This is a genomic window from Streptomyces sp. NPDC017991 (assembly GCF_044328075.1).
Lineage (GTDB): Bacteria > Actinomycetota > Actinomycetes > Streptomycetales > Streptomycetaceae > Streptomyces.
In genome coordinates this window covers 343,580-363,713 of sequence record NZ_JBIRGP010000007.1, presented here as the reverse complement: position 1 = coordinate 363,713, position 20,134 = coordinate 343,580, and the positions used below count along the sequence as shown (strand labels likewise).

At 71.0% G+C, this 20,134-nt stretch carries 14 protein-coding genes; 9 read left to right on the top strand and 5 right to left on the bottom strand.

Annotated elements, in window-relative coordinates; genetic code table 11:
- Window positions 1-107: 107 nt before the first annotated feature.
- Genes ACH4DZ_RS22680 through ACH4DZ_RS22665 form a run of 4 tightly spaced genes read right to left on the bottom strand, consistent with a single transcriptional unit; the run spans window position 108 to window position 3,961 of the window.
- Entirely contained in the window at window positions 108-1,148 is a 1,041-nt protein-coding gene (locus tag ACH4DZ_RS22680; protein WP_398289069.1) for an L-idonate 5-dehydrogenase, read from the bottom strand.
- 34 nt (window positions 1,149-1,182) lie between these two features.
- Window positions 1,183-1,941, bottom strand: a complete 759-nt coding sequence (locus tag ACH4DZ_RS22675) for an SDR family oxidoreductase (RefSeq protein ID WP_398289068.1) — start codon at window positions 1,939-1,941, stop codon at window positions 1,183-1,185.
- Between the two features lie 53 nt (window positions 1,942-1,994).
- Window positions 1,995-3,392 carry a gluconate:H+ symporter gene (locus ACH4DZ_RS22670; protein ID WP_398289067.1) on the bottom strand — a complete coding sequence of 466 codons (1,398 nt, stop codon included), beginning with the start codon at window positions 3,390-3,392 and terminating at the stop codon, window positions 1,995-1,997.
- Window positions 3,393-3,451: 59 nt separating this feature from the next.
- Complete coding sequence (locus ACH4DZ_RS22665; RefSeq protein ID WP_398289065.1) at window positions 3,452-3,961, bottom strand: gluconokinase; 510 nt, start codon at window positions 3,959-3,961, stop codon at window positions 3,452-3,454.
- Window positions 3,962-4,116: 155 nt separating this feature from the next.
- On the opposite strand from ACH4DZ_RS22665, the gene ACH4DZ_RS22660 reads away from it, so the two are divergent.
- Entirely contained in the window at window positions 4,117-4,824 is a 708-nt protein-coding gene (locus tag ACH4DZ_RS22660; RefSeq protein ID WP_398289064.1) for a FadR/GntR family transcriptional regulator, read from the top strand.
- Window positions 4,825-5,000: 176 nt separating this feature from the next.
- Here ACH4DZ_RS22660 and ACH4DZ_RS22655 read toward each other — a convergent pair whose 3' ends face one another.
- On the bottom strand, window positions 5,001-5,420 hold the full coding sequence (locus ACH4DZ_RS22655) for a YchJ family protein (protein ID WP_398289063.1): 420 nt from the start codon (window positions 5,418-5,420) through the stop codon (window positions 5,001-5,003).
- 373 nt (window positions 5,421-5,793) lie between these two features.
- On the opposite strand from ACH4DZ_RS22655, the gene ACH4DZ_RS22650 reads away from it, so the two are divergent.
- From ACH4DZ_RS22650 to ACH4DZ_RS22615, 8 genes are all read left to right on the top strand, one after another.
- Window positions 5,794-7,659 (top strand): phage tail sheath family protein, encoded by a 1,866-nt coding sequence (locus ACH4DZ_RS22650; RefSeq protein WP_398289061.1) that lies wholly within the window; start codon window positions 5,794-5,796, stop codon window positions 7,657-7,659.
- 38 nt (window positions 7,660-7,697) lie between these two features.
- The gene (locus tag ACH4DZ_RS22645; protein WP_398289060.1) at window positions 7,698-8,222 is read left to right on the top strand and encodes a phage tail protein; all 525 of its coding nucleotides are present in this window, start codon (window positions 7,698-7,700) and stop codon (window positions 8,220-8,222) included.
- Between the two features lie 115 nt (window positions 8,223-8,337).
- Window positions 8,338-9,066: a hypothetical protein gene (locus tag ACH4DZ_RS22640; protein ID WP_398289059.1), complete on the top strand. Its 729-nt coding sequence runs from the start codon at window positions 8,338-8,340 to the stop codon at window positions 9,064-9,066.
- Window positions 9,059-9,826 carry a hypothetical protein gene (locus ACH4DZ_RS22635; protein ID WP_398289058.1) on the top strand — a complete coding sequence of 256 codons (768 nt, stop codon included), beginning with the start codon at window positions 9,059-9,061 and terminating at the stop codon, window positions 9,824-9,826. The genes ACH4DZ_RS22640 and ACH4DZ_RS22635 overlap by 8 nt, the downstream gene beginning before the upstream one ends.
- Before the next feature lie 189 nt (window positions 9,827-10,015).
- Window positions 10,016-10,999: a Pvc16 family protein gene (locus ACH4DZ_RS22630; RefSeq protein WP_398289057.1), complete on the top strand. Its 984-nt coding sequence runs from the start codon at window positions 10,016-10,018 to the stop codon at window positions 10,997-10,999.
- 33 nt (window positions 11,000-11,032) lie between these two features.
- Window positions 11,033-13,147 carry an ATP-binding protein gene (locus ACH4DZ_RS22625; protein WP_398289056.1) on the top strand — a complete coding sequence of 705 codons (2,115 nt, stop codon included), beginning with the start codon at window positions 11,033-11,035 and terminating at the stop codon, window positions 13,145-13,147.
- On the top strand, window positions 13,138-13,473 hold the full coding sequence (locus ACH4DZ_RS22620) for a hypothetical protein (protein ID WP_398289055.1): 336 nt from the start codon (window positions 13,138-13,140) through the stop codon (window positions 13,471-13,473). The genes ACH4DZ_RS22625 and ACH4DZ_RS22620 overlap by 10 nt, the downstream gene beginning before the upstream one ends.
- Window positions 13,470-20,132 (top strand): DUF4157 domain-containing protein, encoded by a 6,663-nt coding sequence (locus tag ACH4DZ_RS22615; RefSeq protein WP_398289054.1) that lies wholly within the window; start codon window positions 13,470-13,472, stop codon window positions 20,130-20,132. The genes ACH4DZ_RS22620 and ACH4DZ_RS22615 overlap by 4 nt, the downstream gene beginning before the upstream one ends.
- Window positions 20,133-20,134 lie beyond the last annotated feature (2 nt).

The following is a 20,134-nucleotide window of genomic DNA, read 5'->3' as shown; positions in this document are numbered from 1 at the left end:
GGGCTCGTGCGGTTCCTGGGGTGATCGGAAGTGGCGCGTTGTGGGTGGCTGGTCGCGCCGTTCCCCGCGCCCCTGAAAGCGACAGGACTGCGCCGTTCCCCGCGCCCCTAAGAGGTGCTCTCGGGGCTGAAATCCAGCAGTACCTTGCAGGACTCCGCTCTGTTCGCCGCCAGGGTGAAGGCTGACGTCGCTTCGGTGAGGGGGATCACCGCGCTGATCAAGTGGTCGAAGCGTGGCTCCCTCGCCAGGAGCGTGAGCGCTTCGTCGAACTCCTCGTCGAAGCGGAACGCTCCCCGGAGGTCGATCTCCCGGCTGACCAGCAGGTTGCCGGGGAAGGCGCTCCGGCCGGGCGGGAGCATGCCGAGCTGGACCACGACCCCGCCGCGCCGTACGAGGCGCAGACAGGTGTCCAGACCGGCCGCGACCCCGGACGCCTCGACCGCCGTGTCCACCTCGGCCGGCCGGCCGGGGGAGGACGGCTCGTCCGCGCGTACGGCGGAGTCGGCGCCCGCGGCCACCGCGTACTCCAGTGCCCGCGGCAGCAGGTCGGTCGCCGTCACGTGCGCGGCCCCCGCCGCCTTCGCCGCCGCGACGACCAGGCAGCCGATGGGGCCGGCGCCGGTCACCAGGACGCGCTTCCCGCGCACGTCACCGGCCCGGCGCACCGCGTGCAGGGCGACCGAGAGCGGTTCGGCCAGCGCGGCCCGCCGCAGCGGGAGATCCGCGGGCAGTGATCTCAACTGGTCGGCGGGCACCACGACTTGTGCCGCGAACCCGCCCTGTACGTGAGGGGTGCGGGCCGCGCTGCCGAGGTAGCGGGTGTCACGGCACACGTTCCGGCGGCCGGCCGTGCACTCCGGGCACACTCCGCACGGGGTGGCGGGGTGCACCGCGACAGCCGTACCCGGGGCGGGAGTTCCGTCGGCGCCGGCTCCGTACGCGAGGACCGTGCCCACGATCTCGTGGCCGAGGACCATCGGTTCGCGGAGCCGGAAGTCGCCCACCCCGCCGTGCCGCCAGTAGTGGAGGTCGGACCCGCACACGCCGCCGTAGCGCACGGCGACGAGTGCCTCGCCCGGACCGGGGGAGGGGGTGGGGAGTTCGTCCACCCGGAGGTCGCCCCGGCCGTGGATCACGCAACCGAGCACGGGAGCCCCTTTCGGTCTCTGCGGATGAGTCTCTTCACAGGACGCTGGTCATGCCGCCGTCCACGTAGAGGATCTGGCCGCTGACGAAGTCCGCCGCAGGGGAGGCGAGGAACAGCACGCCGCCGACCAGATCCTCCGTACGCCCCCAGCGGCCGGCCGGGGTCCGGCGGCGGACCCAGGCGCTGAACTCCGGGTCGTCGACGAGGGGTTGGGTGAGTTCGGTCTCGATGTAGCCGGGGCCGAGGCCGTTCACCTGCACCCCGTGCGGGCCCCAGTCGGCGCACATGCCCTTGGTGAGCATCTTCAGCGCGCCCTTGGTGGCGGCGTACGGCGCGATGCCGGGCCGTGCCACCTCGCTCTGCAGGGAGCAGATGTTGACGATCTTGCCGTGACCGCGCGCGGTCATGCCCCGGGCGGCCTCGCGGCCCACCAGGAACGCGCTGGTCAGGTTGGTGTCGAGAATGCGGTGCCAGTCGGAGTCGGTGAACTCCAGGAGCGGGGACCGCAGTTGCATTCCGGCGTTGTTGACGAGGATGTCCAGCGGACCCACCCGCGCCTCGACGTCCGCGATCCCGGCGGCCACCGACGGACCGTCGGTCACGTCGAAGGCGACCGTGTGGACCTGGCCGGGCAGCTGCGCCGCGGCCTCGGTGAGGCGTCCGGTGTCGCGGCCGTTCAGCACGACCGTGCAGCCGGCCTCCGCCAGGCCCCGGGCCAGCGCGAGGCCGATGCCCCGGCTGGACCCGGTGACCAGCGCCGTACGGCCGCCGATGTCGAAGAGGGGGTGGGTCATCGCCGTACTGCTCCTTCGTGCGGTACTTCTCGGGGCCGTGCTCCTGTGCCCGGCTAGATCACAAGCGACAGCAGCAGCACCAGGCCTCCGGCGACCACCGAGATGATGGTCTCCATGACCGACCAGGTCTTGATGGTCTGGCCGACGCTCAGGCCGAAGTACTCCTTGACCAGCCAGAACCCGGCGTCGTTCACATGGCTGAAGAACAGCGAACCGGCTCCGATCGCGAGGACGAGCAGCGCGGTGTGCGTGGTCGACATGTCGGCCGCCAGCGGAGCCACCAGACCGGCCGCCGAGATGGTGGCGACGGTCGCGGAACCGGTCGCGAGCCGGATCGCCACCGCGATCAGCCAGGCCAGCAGCAGCGCGGGGATCGACCAGTCCTTGGAGATGTCCAGGATCATCTGGCCCACCCCGCAGTCGATCAGCGTCTGCTTGAAGCCGCCGCCCGCGCCGACGATCAGCAGGATGCCCGCGATGGGGGCGAGCGACTTCTCGACGGTCGAGGACATCCGGCCCTTGGTGAACCCGGCCGCGCGGCCGAGTGTGAACATGGCGACGATCACGGCCGCGAGCAGGGCGATCAGCGGGGAACCGATCACGTCGAAGACCCGCTGGACCATGTGCGTCGGGTCGTCGACGACGATGTCCACCAGCGCCTTGGCGAGCATCAGCACGACCGGCAGCAGCACGGTGGCGATGGTGGCGCCGAAACCGGGACGCGTCTCCAGGTCCTCGGAGGCGCGCTGGGGGATCATCTTCTCCGGCGCCGGGACGTCCACCCAGCGGGCCGCGTACTTCGAGAAGACGGGCCCCGCGATGATCACGGTGGGGACGGCGACGAGGATGCCGAGGGCGAGGGTGACACCGAGGTTCGCCCCGACGGCGTCGATCGCGACCAGCGGACCGGGGTGCGGCGGGATCAGCCCGTGCATCACGGACAGGCCCGCGAGCGCCGGGACGCCGATGCGCATCAGCGAGTAGTTGCCGCGCTTGGCCACCATCAGGACGACCGGGATGAGCAGGACGATGCCGACCTCGAAGAAGAGCGGCAGCCCGATCACCGAGGCGATCAGCACCATCGCCCAGGGCATCGAGCGACCGCCCGCCTTGGCGAGGATGGTGTCGACGATCTGGTCGGCGCCGCCGGAGTCCGCGAGCAGCTTGCCGAGGATCGCGCCGAGCGCGATCAACACGCCCACACCGGCGACGGTCGAACCGAGACCGGCCGAGAAGCTGGTGATCGCCTTGTCGAGCGGTGCCCCGGCGAAGGCGCCGAGCGCCAGTGACCCGATGGTCAGCGCGAGGAAGGCGTGCAGTTTGAACTTGGTGATGAGCAGGACGATGACGGCGATGCCCGCCAGTACGGCGATGCCCAGCTGAGCATGGCCCGCCGAGGTGATCGGCTCGACGGGATCCGCTGCCAGCATCTCGACGCTGAGTCTGGTCACGGTGCGTTTCCTTGCATGGGAGGGGAGAGGGGAGGGGCGCCCCGCAGGGGGCGGGGCTTTCAGCGGGCGAGGCCGTCCAGCGCGGTCACGGCTCGCTCGGTGATCTCGTCGGGGGTGCCGACGACGTCCACGGCGACACCCGTCTCGTCCGCCTGGAGCGGCTGGAGGGTGGCGAACTGGGAGTCGAGGAGCGCCGTGGGCATGAAGTGGCCCTCGCGGTGTGCCATCCGGTCCTCGATGAGTTCGCGGTCACCGGTGAGGTGAAGGAGGACGACGTCGGGAGCGGCTGCCCTGAGCCGGTCCCGGTAAGCACGCTTCAGCGCGGAGCAGCTGACGACGCCGCCGAGTCCGGCCCGCCCGTGGGCCCAGGCGCCGATGGCGTCCAGCCAGGGCAGGCGGTCCTCGTCGGTGAGCGGAGTACCGGCCGACATCTTGGCGATGTTGGCCTCGGGGTGGAAGTCGTCGGCCTCGGCGTAGGGAACGCCGAGCCGGTCCGCAAGCAGGGGCCCGATGGTGGTCTTGCCCGTGCCTGCCACGCCCATCACCACGACGACGTGGGGGGTAGTCATAACTGCCTCGCTGTCTTCTTCGACATCGGATGGCGGATGAATGTCAGGTGCCGCATCCGTCACGACACTGAAACCCATAGGTCAGATGAATTCAAGAGGCTGTGACGTATAAGTCTGACTTTTTGTTCTGGCTCTCTCCCTCGTACCCTGAACCCATGAGCACACCGGGCCGGGGGCTGCACGGCCATGTACTGGAACGCCTCGGTCCCTCGATCACCGCGGGCGAGTACCCCCCGGGCAGCGTTCTGCGCACGGACGAACTGGCGCAGCGTTTCGAGGTGTCACGCTCGGTGATGCGCGAGGCCGTCCGCGTCCTGGAGTCGATGCACCTCGTGGAGTCCCGCCGCCGGGTCGGCGTGACCGTCCGTCCCGCGAACGAGTGGAATGTCTACGATCCGCAGGTCATCCGCTGGCGTCTGGCGGGCGCCGACCGGCCGCGCCAGCTGCGCTCGCTGACCGTGCTGCGCTGTGCCGTGGAGCCCGTCGCGGCGGGGCTGGCCGCGAAGCACGCCACGGCCGAGCAGTGTGCCGAGCTGACCGAGTGCGCGCTCGGCATGGTGGCGCACTCACGCGGCCACAAGCTGGAGGGGTATCTCGTCCACGACATCGCCTTCCACCGGATCGTGCTGAACGCCTCCGGCAATGAGATGTTCGCGCGGCTCGGGGACGTGGTGGCCGAGGTGCTGGCCGGGCGTACGCATCATCAGGTGATGTTCGAGGATCCCGATCCCGCGGCGGTGACCCTGCATGTGCAGGTCGCTGAGGCGGTGCGGGCCGGTGACGCCGTGCGGGCGGAGGCGTTGACGCGGGAGGTCGTGCTGGGTGCGCTGCAGGAGTTGGACATTCTCAGCCCGGAGGGCTGACATGTCCCGACTCGGTGTCGGCTGCGGGTGCGTCGCGGCTGGTCGCGCCGTTCCCCGCGCCCCTGGGGGCTGCGCCCCCCACAGCGAAAGACTGCGCCGTTCCCCGCGCCCCTGGGGCCGAAGCCAAAAGGCTGCGCCGTTCCCCGCGCCCCTGGGGCTGCGCCCCTGAGACATCCCTAAGACACGTCTCCGTTCACGTATACCCATGCGCCTTCCGCGCGCTCGAAGCGGCTTCGTTCGTGCAGTGAGCCGCCGGCGTAAGTCGCTCTGAAGGTCACCGTGCCGGTGACGTGGAAGGGCGTGCCCTCTGTTGTGGCGAGGATCTCCAGGCCTGTCCAGCGTGTCGCCTGGTCAAGGTCCAGGTGAGGTGGGCGGGTGCGGGGGTGCCAGGTGCGCAGCAGGTATGCCTCGTCGCGCCTGACGAACGCGCAGTAGCGCGAGCGCATCAGGGCCTCGGCGGTCGGCGCCGCACCCTCACCCCGGTGAAACCGGCCACAGCACTCCTCGTACGTCTCCGCAAGACCGCAAGGGCAGGAGGGGTTGCGCGCGGGAGCGGAACGGCGCTGGTTGCGAGACTGCGGGGTGCGTCGGGACATGCGCTCCATTCTGCTGCACCACGGCCTGTGGCGGATCCGTGAATCAGGCGCCCCGACACGAGTACATCGTGTGCGAGCTGTGCGCGGTGCCCTTCATCGAATCTCCTTCAGGGGTGGCGTGAACACGCCTTGCATACGCAACTGCATAGCCACCACGGTGGATCGAGCACTTGAGCATCAGGAGTCACAAGCGAGCTGCTTGACCCCGGACGGCCGTCCGGCCGGGGCACTGACGGGGGACTGATGCGGTGCCGTGGACCGGCGTGCCTTCTTCCGCACGACCGGAGATCTCCGCGTGCGCCGGACGTGACCGCCCCCTCTGCCGCCTCTTGGTGCATGTCATCCGGTGCCCGAGATCTGATGAGGAGGGGGAATGCCGATGACCGCGGTGAACACTGCCAGGCCGACGTATCCCGGCGTCTACGTCGAAGAACTTCCCAGCGGCGCACGGACCGTATCGACCGTCACCACCTCGGTGACCGCCTTCGTGGGGCACACCCGGCGCGGCCCGCTGAACGAGCCGGTGCGTGTCACGAGTTTCACCGAGTTCGAGCGCCGTTTCGGGGGCCTGAGCTCGCGGAGCGCCGTCGGCTACGCGGTGCACCAGTTCTTCGGCAACGGCGGCACGGTCGCCGTGATCGTCCGGGTCGCCAAAGCGAACAGCGGTAAGGCCGCCCGCGTCACCCTGGAGTCCACCGAGGGCCACAGCGGGAGCGCGGTCCTCGACGTGCACGCCAAGGAACCCGGCGTGTGGGGCAACGGCCTGCGCGTCGCCGTCGACCACGACACGTCCTGCCCGGACGAGACCTTCAACCTGCGGGTGTACGACGCCAGGGGCCGGGCCCGGGAGAGCTTCACCGGGCTGTCCATGGACACCTCCCACGGCCGGTACGCGCCGACCGTCATGAACGCAGGGTCGCGGCTCGTCCGCGTCGAGGCCGTGGGCGAGGGCCGGCCCGACCCGTCCGGCACCGTCTCCAAGCCGTTCGGGCACGAACTGCCGAACCTCGCCGTCGACCTGACCGTCAAGATCGGTGACGTCGAGCGCGAGTTCACGCTGTACGACCCCGACTTCGACGGCGAATCCCCGTCCACCGTGGCCGAGTTGGCCCTGCTGCTCGAACGCAAGCTGCGGGCGCTGCCCGACGCACCGGGGCGGCACGCCTTCGCGGGCGCCGAGGTCACCGCCTTCGGCAGGCGCCTCCAGGTCGTCGCCGGTTCCACCGACCCCGAGGACGTCGTCAGGTTCGTCGGCGAGTGCGCCAACGACCTGGGCCTCGAAGCCTCCGTCAACCCGCCCGTCTTCCCGCTGGAGGACGGTGAGGACGGCGAGGCACCCGGCCCGCGCGACCTCATCGGCAGCGAGGCCGGCAAGACCGGCCTCCAGGCGCTGCGCGGGGTCGCGGACGTCAATCTGCTCGTCCTGCCGGAACTCGCGGCGTACGAGTCGACCGACGACGCGCTCACGGTCGTCTCCGCGGCCCAGCGGCTCTGCGAGGAGCGGCGGATCTTCCTGCTCGTCGACGCGCCCGGCACCTGGGTCAGCGTGGACACCGCCCGCGCCGGACTCGCCGCCTTCGACACCGTCCGCGGCAACCACGCGGGCCTGTACTTCCCGCATCTTCAGCTCACCGACCCGCTCACCGGACGGCTGCGTTCCTTCCCGCCGTCGGGCGCGGTCGCGGGGGTCTACGCGCGCACGGACGCCGAGCGCGGTGTGTGGAAGGCGCCGGCCGGCACCGAGGCACGGCTCGCGGGCGTCCACTCGCTCACGGTCGACCTCACCGACCGCGAGAGCGGACTGCTCAACCCGCTCGGCGTCAACTGCCTGCGCACCCTGCCGATGGTGGGCCCGCTCGTCTGGGGCGCGCGCACCCTGGAGGGCTCCGACGCGCTCGACAGCGAGTGGAAGTACGTGCCCGTGCGACGGCTCGCCCTGCATGTCGAGGAGAGCCTGCAACGCGGCCTGCAGTGGGTCGTGTTCGAGCCCAACGACGAGAACCTGTGGCAGCAGATCCGCCTCGGCGCCTCCTCGTATCTGCACACGCTCTTCCGGCAGGGCGCCTTCAAGGGCGGCACACCGCGCGAGGCGTACTTCGTCAAGTGCGATCGCGACACCACGACGGACGAGGACATCGCGAACGGCGTGGTCAACGTCCTGGTCGGCATCGCACCGGTCAAACCGGCCGAGTTCGTCGTCGTGAGGATCCAGCAGACGTCCGGGCAGTTCGAGCTCTAGAACCGACAAGCCGGCGAGGGAGAACGTGAAGGAAACCGATGGCTGAGTTCACTGTCAACGCCCAGCGTTTCGACCCCTACAAGAACTTCAAGTTCCTCGTGCTGTGGGACGGTCGTACGGTCGCGGGCATCAGCAAGATCAGTCCACTGAAGCGGACCACCGAGGTCGTCAAGCACCGGCACGGCGGCGACCCCAGCTCCCCGCGCAAGTCCCCGGGGCGCTCCGAGTTCGAGGGCATCACGCTGGAACGCGGGGTCACGCACGACGCCGAGTTCGACCGCTGGGCCAACAAGGTCTGGCAGGTCGGCGCGGGCCTCGGCTCCGAGGTGTCCCTCGCCGACTTCCGCAAGGACATCGTGATCCAGGTCCTCAACGAGGCCGGTCAGGTGGCCGTCTCGCACAAGCTCTACCGGACCTGGCCCAGCGAGTACCAGGTGCTCGGCGAACTGGACGCCAACGCCAACGCGGTGGCCATCCAGTCGCTGAAGCTCGAATGCGAGGGCTGGGAGCGGGACTACGAGGTGCCCGAGCCGGAGGAGCCCTCGTTCCTGAACCCCGCCTGACCGGCGGGAGCCCGCACGACAGCGGGGACGGCAAGGGCTGCGGGGACGGCAAGGGCTGCGGGGGCAGCTGGGGCAGCGGCGGCCGGTACGGCCAGTACGGAACGGGGGGGCGGGCATGACGATCACTCGGGCGGCCGAACTACTCACCACCTGGGAGACCGGGCTTGTCCAGGCCCCGTCCGGACGCGCCCTGCTGCTGCACCGGGCGGCCCGCCCGGACACCGGCGCCGAGACGCTGTCCGCGCTGCCGGTGGGCGAGCGGGAGGCGGACCTCTTCGCGCTGCGCCGGACCCTGTTCGGCGAACGGATGCAGGTCCGTCTCGGCTGTTCCGCCTGCGGCGAGGACATGGAATTCGACCTGGACGCACGGGAACTGGCCCGGTCGACAGGCAGCCCCGCCCCGGCCTCGGTGCGGGTCGCCGAGGACGGCTGGGAGATCGAACTCCGGGTGCCGAGTGCCGCCGACCTGACGGCGGCGGCCCGGCACCCGGAACCCCGCCTGGCCCTGCTGGAGCGGTGCGTCGTCTCGGCCGTACGCCACGGAGCGGACATGTCCGCCGACGCGCTGCCCGAGGCGGTGCGGCGCCGGCTCGCCGAGGCGGCTCAGGAGGCCGACCCGGGCGCCGACCTCACGCTCAACGTCAACTGCCCCGAGTGCGGAGCGGCCACCCGCGCCGAACTCGACATCGCCTCCTACCTGTGGACCGAACTGGACGCCTGGGCGCGCGACGTACTCCTCGACGTCCACCTGCTCGCCACCGCCTACGGCTGGAGCGAGCCGGAGATCCTGGCGCTGAGCCCGCTGCGGCGCCGCTACTACCTGGAGCTGTGTGCCGATGTCTGACCCCTTGGGCGGACGCCCCGAGCAGGAGCGGGTGTCAAGGGCGCCCGACTTCTTCGACCGGCTGCTCGCCCGGCACACCCCGGCCGCCGTGCCGCCCGCGGACGTGGTGCGGCTGCGACCGCGGCTGGCCGGCCCCTTCGAACGGGCCGAGGCGGTACGCGCCACCGCGCCCGAGCCGGACACGGCAGGACCACTGTGGCCGACCGCACCCCAACGGGGCCTGTCGCAACCGGACTTGGCGGCCCCGACCGTGCGCGAGGTCCAGCTCCGTACGGAGCGCGAGCGGACCGTCGTACAGGCCGGGCGGCCGGTGTCCGAGGCGCCGGCGCCCCGGCGCGTGTCGCGGGACCTGCCCGAGGTGCCGTTGCTGCGGCCCGCCGCCGAGGTCGTACCGGCGGCGCGGCCCGTCGCCGACTCCGTGCGGCGTTCCGCCCGACGGGGCGAGCCTGAGCGGGCTTCCTCCCCGAGCGCGGTGTCCGTGCCCCTCCCCTCGGGCACGGGCGTCGCTTCTCCCGCCGCCGGGTCCGCCGCGCTGCGACCCGGCGCCGCGGAAACGGCGGCGGCCCGCGACGCCGTACGGCAGGCCACAGGCCGGCGCTCCGGGCGTGGCGGCGAACAGGTGGTCCAGGTGCAGATCGGGCGCCTCGAAGTGACGGCGGCGGGTGCGGCCCCGGCCGGCGGCAGCCGTCGGCCCGCCGCCCCCGGCCGACCGGCGGCGACCGTGAGTCTGACGGACTACTTGGCGAGGGGGCGCGAGTGAAGCACGCGGGGACACGACGAACGGACGACCGTTCCGCGGACCGACCTGCGGGCCGACCTGCGGGCCGATCGGTGGGCCGGACGACCGACGGACCAACTGGTCGACGGACAAGCCGACCGGCGGAGCAGTGGAGCAGCCGAGCAGTGGACCAGGGGAGCAGCGGACCAGTGGGACCGAGGAACTGACGCCATGAGCAACGCACTCGCCATCGCCCACGTCACCCAGGCCCTCGCCCTGCTGATCGAGGCCAACCTGCAGCCCGAGATCGACGTGGCCGTCAAGGTCGAGCCGCGCAAGCCGTCGGCCGACCCGCCCGCCGATCCCACGGTCACGGTCTTCCTCTACCAGGTCACTCCGAACACCTCGCAGCGCGGCGCCGACCTGCCCACGCGCGCCTCCGACGGCACGCTGCTCAAGCGCGCGGCGGCGGCGCTGGACCTGCACTTCCTCATCAGCGCGTACGGCGACGAGACGCAACTGGTCGGCCAGCGGCTGATCGGCTCCGTCGTGCGCACGTTGCACGAGATCCCCGTCCTGCCGCTGGACATCATCGAACTGGCGGGGGAGAAGCCGTACTTGGCGGACAGTGACCTCGCCGAGTCGGCGCAGCGGGTGCGGTTCACGCCCACGGTGATGGACATCGACGAGACCTCGAAGCTCTGGGGGATGCTCCACCAGACCCCGTACACGCTCTCGGTGGTCTACCAGGCGGCGCTCGTCCTGATCGAGGGCCGCGAGACACCGGTGGCGGCGAAGCCGGTGGAGCGGTCGACGGTACGGGTGCTGCCGTTCGGGGCGCCGGGTGCGCCGGGTGTGCCCGGGGGGTCCGATGTGCCGGTTGCGCCGGGGGCGGCCGACGCGTCCGGCGCGCCGAACGGCAGCGCGCCCGTCAAAGCCACCGCCGCGAAGGAACCGGCCGGGACATCGGCCAAGGCATCGGCCGGGACAGCGACCGGGACGACCTCCGCGAAGGCGCCGGTGACGGCTGCGGCCAAGGCACCGGCCCGTACCCGTACCCGCAAGGGGGCGCAGCCCGGCAAGTCGACCCAGGCGTCCCAGGGGGGCAAGTCCCCGCGCGGCGCGGCCAAGGGCACGACGCCCGCGGCCCCGGCGCCCGTGACCCCGACGGACTCCGCGACCCCCGACGGCGGTCCCGGCCGCACGGAGCGGTGAGGCGGGATGCGGACGACGGGGGCAGGTGAGGGCATGGTCGGACACGAGCCGGGCGAGGAGAGCGCAGGGAGCGGCAGCCCGACGCTGACCTCGGAGATCGGGCGCGTCCTCGCGCGCGTCGACGCGCACGCGGCCCGCGTGTCCGGCGCGTCCCGTGCGAACGAGGCGGCTGCGGCATCGGCGGGCCCATCGGCCGGCACGGGTGCCGGTGCAGATGCCGACGCAGATGTCGGCGCAGACGCCGGCGCAGATGTCGGTCAAGGCGGCGCCGGCGGTTCCGTACGGCATCCGGTCGGTGCAGCGAGTGCGGCCGGTGCGGCGGGTCCGGGGACGGGGCCCCTCGACGCGCTGGTCGGCTGCTTCGGGCTCACCCCGTTCGAGCGGGACCTCGTACTCCTCACCGCCGCCTGCGAGTTGGACGCCACGACCGCCGTCCGCTGTGCTGCGGCGAGCGGGGACCCGGAGCGCGCGTACCCCACGTTCTCGCTCGCCCTGGCCGCGCTCGCCGAGCCGCACTGGAGCGCGCTGACCCCGGTCGCGCCCCTGCGCCGCTGGCGGATCGTGGAGCCGTCCGACGACTCGCGTCAAACCCTGCCCCTGCCTCTGACCCTGTCCCGGCTGCGGCTCGACGAACGTGTCCTGCACTTCCTTCTCGGCTCGCCCTATCTGGACGCGCGCCTGCACGGCCAGTTGCGCCGCGCGCCGGTCCCCGAGGAGCTTCCGCCGTCGTACGAGCTGGCCGCGAGCCGGGTCGCCGCGGGCTGGACGACGGGCGCGCGGCCCGACGCGCCGCTGCTCGTCGAGGTGGTCGGCGGCGACCTGCGCAGTCGGGCCGACATCGCCGCCGCCGCCGCGGCCCGCTCCGGGCTCGCCCTGTACGCGATGAACGCCGAGGACATCCCGACCGCCCCCGGCGACCGCGACCTGCTGGCCCGGCTGTGGCAGCGCGAGGCGATCCTGCTGCCCGCCGCCCTGCTCGTGGAGGCGGGCGAACTCGACCGCGACCAGCACGCGGCGACCGACGCGTTCCTCGCCGGGGCCGCCGTACCCGTCGTCGTGTCGAGCTCCGACCCGCGTCGGTCCGAGCGGGCGCGCGGCGAACGGGTGACGGTGCCGAGCCTGGACGACGAGGAACAACTGGGCCTGTGGACGGACGCGTTCGAGGACGTCGTCGTCATCGGGGAGGGGGAACTGCGCTCGCTGGTGGCCCAGTTCCAGCTGCCGCCCCACGTCGTACGGTCCGCCGCGGCCGCCGTACGCCGTGATCTGCCGGCCGAGGACGAGCAGGACCCCGCGCTCCTCGCCTGGCGGGCCGGGCTGAACGAGGCCCGGATCGGCATGGACGAACTGGGCCGCCGTATCGAGCCGGACGCGGGCTGGGGCGACCTGGTGCTGCACGAGCGGCAGACGAGCGTGCTGCGGGAGATCGTCGCGCACGTACGGCAGCGGGCAACGGTCCACCAGGAGTGGGGCTTCGCCGCGACCCTGCGCCGGGGCCTCGGAGTCACCGCGCTCTTCGCGGGCGGCTCGGGCACCGGCAAGACCCTCGCGGCCGAGGTCATGGCCAAGGAACTGGGCCTGGACCTCTTCGTCATCGACCTGTCCCAGGTGGTCAGCAAGTACATCGGCGAGACCGAGAAGAACCTGCGCCGCGTCTTCGACGCCGCCGAACGCGGGGGCGCGCTCCTCCTCTTCGACGAGGCCGACGCCCTCTTCGGCAAGCGCAGCGAGGTCAAGGACAGCCACGACCGGTACGCCAACCTCGAAGTCAGCTACCTGCTCATGCGCATGGAGGCGTACCGGGGTCTCGCGATCCTCACCACGAACATGAAGAAGGCGCTGGACACGGCGTTCCTGCGACGGATCCGGTTCGTCGTCGACTTCCCGTTCCCGGCCGAGCACGAGCGCGCCGAGATCTGGCGCCGGGTGCTGCCGCCGCAGACCCCGGTCAAGGGCATCGAGCCGGAGCTGCTGGCCCAACTGACCGTCGCGGGCGGCTCGATCCGCAACATCGCCCTCTCCGGCGCCTTCCTCGCCGCGGAGGAGGGCGACCGACTGCAGATGCGGCACATGCTCGCGGCGGCCCGCACCGAGTACCTGAAGCTGGAGCGCTCGCTCACACCCGGGGAGGTCCGCGGATGGGTGTGAACGACGTGAACGGGGGCGTGGGCAAGGGCCACTTCAGCGAAGCGGGGCGGCAGCCGGACGCGATCCGGGTGGACATCGGTGAGCTCGTCCTCGACGGCTTCCGGGTGGACCCCGACCGGGTGTCCGCAGCCTTCGAGCACGAACTGACCCGGCTGGTACGGGAACACGGCGTGCCGCTGGCCGCCGGGCGGGACGCGGTCACCCTGGACGCGCTGTCCGGACTGCCCCCGCTGCCCGCCGGCCTGTCGGCGCGACGGCTCGGCCAGGAGCTGGCACGGGCCGTGCACGCGGGCCTCTCCGGCGAGGGGGAGGTGCAGGCCCCGTGAGTGGCAACTCCTCGACCCAGGACGCCCGTTCGGAGCAGGCCGCCGAACAGCGGCGCCGCAAGCGCAAGGAGCGCGCGGCCAAGGCCCGGGCACCCGAGCCGAAGGACATCGTCAGCGGCGCGGGACAGCCGCTCGACGTCGGCGTACGGCGGGAACTGGAGGAACAGCTCGGCCACGACCTCAGCCGCGTACGGCTGCACACCGGGCGGGACGCCGGGCAGCTGACCGAGCTGCTCGGCGCGGAGGCCGTCGCGGTCGGCCAGGACGTCTTCTTCCGTGAGGGCGCCTATCGCCCCGGCACGGCCGACGGCAGGCGCCTGCTCACCCACGAGCTGTTGCACACCGTGCAGAACCCGGACGGCCTCGGCGCGTTGCGTGCCGGGCGCGAACTCGGCGCGGTGAGCCTTCCGCAGCAGGCGATCGAACAGGAGGCGGAATCGGCCGCCCAGGACCTCGTACGTCCGGCCGCCGCGCAGTCCGCGCAGGAGTCCGCCCCTGAGATGGCGCCGGGGCAGGCCACGCCCGGCTGGCTGCGGTACGCCACCGTGGACGCCGACCGCAACCGGTTGGAGCAGATCGACCCGGCGACCCTCGTGGACCGGCTGACGAACTCCGTCGTGCGTTCACTGCGCGGCGACCCGGAGGACCGCTCCAAGCGCACGCGCCACCAACTCGCCCGACTGCCGGCCGAGTTGCTGGACGGTGTGCTGGACCGGCTGGAGGACCGGCTGCTCGGCTCGGAGCACGACCGGGTGCTCGACCTGGTCGAGGAGATCGAGGCCGACGGAGACCTCCCGGAGGAGCCCGACTCGTACGAGACCCCGGCGGTCGAGGCCGATGCGGCCGAGGAAGTGCGGCTTCGGAGGGAGAGCGAGCGGCGTTCGGCCGAGGCGGAGCAGGCGGAGGAGGGGAGGTCCGGGGAGGCGCCGGGGCCGGAGAAGGAGCCGTCGGGCGCGGAGGGGGCGGCGGGCTCCACACCGGAGAACAGCGGTGCCGAGCCGGGTGGCGGCAGGCCCGCGGGGCAGCCGCCGACTTCGTCCGAGGCGACACAGCCCCCCGGCGCGCGGCAGCCCGGTGAGAAGACGACAGAGGGCTCCGACGGGCAGGGCGGGGCGGAGAAGAAGGAAGTAGAAGAGGACAGGGCCGCGGCCGGAGACCAGAACGGCAGGAGCGGCGGGGCGCAGAAGGAGAACAGCGAGGACAAGGGGGACAAGGGGGACAAGGAGGCCGCGGACGAGCGGGGCACACCGGCGGCGAGCGAGGAGGAGTCCGCCGCCAAGAACCGTCCGGGCGCCGTCGACGCGCTCGTGGCGGGCCGGCCCCCCAAGCCGGCGGACAAGGCCGGGCAGCCGAAGCCGACGGGTTCGCCCACGGTGGCCGGCAAGGACACCCAGCTGCCCGCCCGGCTCAGCCGACTCGACGGCGTACGCAACCAGGATCTCGAAGGCCCCGAGGAGACGGCCGACGAGGACCCCTTCGGCTCCGGCAGCGGGTCCGAGGTCGAGGTCGGCGGCGAGGAGAAGAGCGCTTGGGACATCAAGCTCCAGCCCGAGGACTTCATCCCGGAGCATGATCCCGATCTGTCCGGCATACCGACCGTGGACGCGTCCGCCCCGTCCTCGGGCGCCGCCGCGGCTGTCCCGTCGTTCCCCGCGCCCCCGGTGACCAGGGCCGACAAGGTGCAGGCGGAACGGGACGCCGAGGACGCGGAGGATGCGGAGGATGCGGCGGCGGAGCCCGAAGCAGAGTCCGAGTCCGATTCCGAGGACGTCACCGAGCCTGCCGACGTGAGCTCGGTGGAGGCCGGCCTGGAGTCCGGTCCGGGCGACAGCCGGTTCGGCGGCCTCTCGGTGGAGCAGGCCGCCGTGCCGCCGTCCGTGTCGGGCGTGCCGGCGAGGGACCCGAAGAGCGGTGCCGATCCCAAGGCCGGACCGGTGGCCGCACAGACGGCGGTGCAGCAGGCACCGGGCCGGTCCGAGGGCGGCGCCGAGAGCGGTGGAGAAGTACGGGAGACGGCCGCCAAGGAGGAGAAGGGCACTCCTGCCGGGGGCGAGAAGTCGGGCGGAGCACAGGAGAAGGCCTCTCCGCAGGCGAGTCCGGCTCCGGCCGCGGGGGCCGGCGGGGGCTCGGCTGCTGTTACGGGTCAGCAGGCGTCGTCGACTTCGGCGTCTGCGGGGCCTGCGGGGTCCTCGGGGTCCTCGGCGGGGTCGAGCGCGTCGGTGGCGGAGTCGGGGGCCGCGTCTCCCGCACGGGACAGCCATGTCTCCGGCAACACGTCCGGGAGCGGGGGCGGGACCGGGGCGACGGAATCTTCGGCGGCACAGACACCCGCGCCCGCGACTCCGGAACCCACGAAGGCGCCCCAGGCCACCTCTCAGTCCGCGCCCGAGTCCGAGTCCGAGCCTGCTCAGACCGCCGCCGCCCCCGCCTCCCGGACCACGGCGGCCAGGTCGGCGCCCGCCGCCAAGGGATCGCGCGGAGGCGGTGGAGGCGGTGGCGGTGGAGGCGGTGGCAGCGCCGCTGTGCCGGCCGCCCGGGGCAAAGGCAACAAGAAGGACTCGGCCCCGGCCCCGAACCTCTCGCAGGTGTCCCCGGAAGCAGGCCTGTCCACGGCCTCGAACCTGAAGCCCCACCGGGCACTTGAGGCCATGGGCGGGGTGGGCGGCTCGGTGGACCGGACCGTCGGCGACGAGCACAAGGCACTCGCGGCCGCACCGCCCTCGATGCAGCGGCCCGCCGGCGCTCCCCAGACCCTCCAGGGCAAGCCGAAGGCCGACGCACCGGCCCAGTACTCCCAGGACCCGGCGCAGAAGTCCGAGGCGCCCGAGGAGGAGAAGGCCGAGGTCAAGGGCGCCAAGGAGCCCGAGGGCCAGATCGAGGCCGAGAAGGCGGAGGAGCCGAGCGGCTGGGACACGTTCAAGATGGCCCTGGGCTTCGGGATCGGCTGGATCGCGGACAAGCTCGGTTTCGAGGTGGACGCGCAGGAACTGGCCGCCAAGTTCGCCGGGCTGCCGACGAAGGACGAGGCGCTCAAGCAGGCCCAGGCGGGCAACGCGCCAGGCGTGGAACTGCAGGGCGAGGCGGAGGGCGCGGCCGGCGAACAGGGCGCCGCGGTCGACACCAAGGGTCAGGAGACCGTCACGACGGGCCGTGACGACGCGGCCCGCCCGATGGGCGAGAACCAGGTCTACCCCGATGCTCCCAAGGAGCAGCTGAGAGCGAAGGTGCCCGGCGCCGAGGGCGGCAAGGGCGGAGTGCCGCAGGGCGGCGCGTCCACCGGGGCCGTACCTCCCGAGGCGGCTTCCGAGGTGGCGGAGCACGACCGGGGCCCGCAGTTCAAAGCGGCGTTCAGCGACGGCCAGAAGGGCGTGTCCGAGGGGCGGCAGACCAAGGACCGGGACTTCCGCGACTCGCAGGCGAAGCACAAGCAGAAGGTGGACGCCGAGGTCGCGGCGAACACCGAGAGCCAGGCGGGCGAGCGCGAGAAGGCGCTGGGGGATGTGACCGCTCAGCGTGCCGACTGGCGCAAGGAGCAGGACGAGGAGCTCAAGAACCTCGGTACGAAGAAGACCGAGCGGCACGACAAGGTCCGTAAGGACGTCCAGGACAAGGAGAAGAAGACAGACGACGACGTCGCCAAGGAGAAGGACGACGGCGACAAGAAGATCCAGGACGCGAACACCAAGGCGGAACAGGACGCCGAGAAGAAGCGCGACGACAGCGTCAACGAGTCCGGCAACTGGATCAGCAAGGCCTTCGACTGGCTCAAAGAGAAGGTCATCGAGATCAAGAACGCGATCGTCCGCGTCATCAGAGCGGCACGAGACGCGGTCATCGGTTTCATCAAGAACTTCAAGGCCACGGTCGAACGCTGGATCAACGAGGCGCGCAAGTTCATAGTCGACGCGATCAAGAACCTGATCGACGACCTGATCGAGTTCGCCAAGGCGCTGGTCCGCGGAATAATCGAACTGGCCGCTCGTATACGGAAGTTCATCACCGACCTCATCTCGGCGGCGATCGCCCTGGTGAACCGGCTGGCGAAAATGCTGAAGCAGATCGTCACGGATCTGCTGAACGCCATCGGGAAACTGCTGGGCAGCATCCTGAGCATTCTGCGGAAAATGCTTCTCGATGTGGTCAAGGCCGTGATCGCTGCGGTGAAGACGGTCCTGGAGTACGCCTCCAAACTCCTCAGCGCGCTCGGCGAGTTCATGATGATCGCTGTCGACTTCCTCTCCGACCCGGGCGGCTGGCTGAGCGGCGCGAAGAACTCGGCCGTGGACGGGGCGAAGAACCACCTCTTCCGCGAGGTCCAAGCGGCGGTGAAGCAGTGGTTCCAGTCGAAGATCGAGGAGATCATCGGCATTCCGAGGGCGATGATCGACAAACTGATCAAGGGTGGCTTCACCCTGGAGCGGATCGTCAAGGAGACGTGGGACGCGATCGTCCCGCAACTCCCCTTCATCATCGGCGAGATCGTCATCACGAAGGTCATCGCCAAGCTCATCCCCGGGGCGGGCTGGGCGATGGCGGTCATCGACGCCATCCGCACGGCGATCGGCGCCCTCAGTGAGATCCTGCGCGCGATCGGCGCGGTCATCACCTGGCTGCGAGCGGTCCGCCAGGGAGGCGCGGGCGTCCTCTTCGCGAAGGCGGTCGCGGCAGGCATCGTCGCACTTCTGGAACTCGCCTACGAGGCGCTGCTGAGCGGCATCGGCAAGTACGTGGCGAAGGTCGGCCGCCGCCTGAAGGGAGTGGCCGCGAAACTGGGCAAGGAGAAGCCGAGCGGCGCCGACGGCAGGGCCCCGGCGGGCCAGGGCTCGGACGACCGGGGCGACACCGGAAGGCCCCGTCCGTCCACGGCAAGCCCGAGGCCCGGCGCGACATCCACCCCGACCAGGCCGACGGCCACCGCTCCGACCAGGCCGACGGCCACCGCTCCGAAGAAACCGAGGACCGCGGACCCGGCAAAGCCCATGCCCCAAGGCTCGGCCAAGGACACCCCCAAGCCCGGTCCCGCGGCCCCGGCGAAGCCCACGGCCGACACCAAGAGGCCCACCGGCAAGGACAAGAACGGCCGCCCGAAGACCAAGGAGGACGAGAAGCCGGACACCCGCCCGACCCCGTCCCCGAAGCCCAAACCCCAACCGGCCCCCCACCCGAAGCCGAAGCCCGAACCGGCCCCGAGCCCCCACCCGAAGACCGACACCCCGGGCAGGCCCAAGGAGGACCAGGGCTCGTCGCCATCGAAGTCCGCCGACGACAAGACCCCCGCCCGGCCCAGTACCCCCGAGAAGCCTACGAGGGACCCCATGACGGACAGGGACGGCCCGGGCAGGCCCAAGTCCGACAAGGGAGCCCCCGGCGAATCGAAGAAGGACGGCAAGGCGCCGGGCGCGCGCAAGGACCAGGATGCCAAGAGGCCGAAGGACGGCGACAAGGAAGACCCGGGCAGACCAAAGTCGGACAAGGGTGCCGCCAAGAAGCCGAAGCATGACAAGGACGGTGGCCCCAAGAGTAGGCAGAGCAAGGACGAGAAGAGGGATAAGAGGAAGGAAGAAGAGACTTCCGACGACGCCAAGAAGAGACGTCTCGACGCGATCGTTGCGCGCATCCGCAAGATCCTCGGTGACCGCCTTGATGACGGCGTCTCGCCCCAGCAGCATCAGGAACTGCTGAACGTGCTTCGGGAGCACTTCAGGCTGACCCGCCTGGTGAGGGCTGGCGGTGATCCGAACTTCGTTGTGATTGCGACACTCAATCCCAGCAGGCCGGTGATCCGGGGAAAGAACAATCTGCAGGGTGACGTCAAGGACTATTTGGACGTCATGAGCGACCCCGATCTGCCCGCCACGACGGTGCCCGCGTTCTCCAACAACGAACTCGCCCATGACTTCGAGGCGCGGTACATCACCAAGGCGTACGCCAACAGTCACGGATCAAGTGCGGACACCGCACCTCGCAACGAGCCGGAAGGTTTCCGGCACCTCAACCTGCACGGGCTCAATACCGACCCTTCGAACTGGTGGGTCCGCATGCACCTGCTCTCCGACCAGCTGGGCGGGCCAGCATTGGGCTCGAACCTCGTCCCTGCCAGAGGGCCGTCTGTGAACACCAAGTTCAAGGATGAGATCGAGAAGCATGCGTACGGATATCTGGGGGTGAGCGAGCCGGCGCCGAACAAGAGGGCCATCTGGTATCGCATTCGCGTGAACTACCATCCCGGTCCGTACACCGGATTCCCCAGCTATCTGCAGGCCAGGTGGGGCAGGCATGAGCTCCAGAAACACAAGAACACCAGCAAGTGGGTCACGATGGACGCCTCAAAGGGTGGTGCACATGAGCAGCACGCGACCCCTGAAAAGCCTCCTCAGCCGGGAAGCGCGTCAAAAATCACCGTCAACAGTGCCACCAGGGGACAGTTGAAGCACCTGCTTCACATCACTGCGGAGTTCGCGGATCTCGTGTACAAGGCGATCGAGAAATTCCAGCTGGAGAATGTGCGAGAGGTCAGGAGCGTGGGTGAGCTTGTCGCGGCGATCCTCCGTTACGAGCAGGCGAGAATGGCCAAGGGGGGAAGGTCGAAATCCTACTTCCCGGACTTCGAGAAACGGCTTGCGGACATCCGCCGGAGCGGAAGCCCGCTCCCATTCTAGAA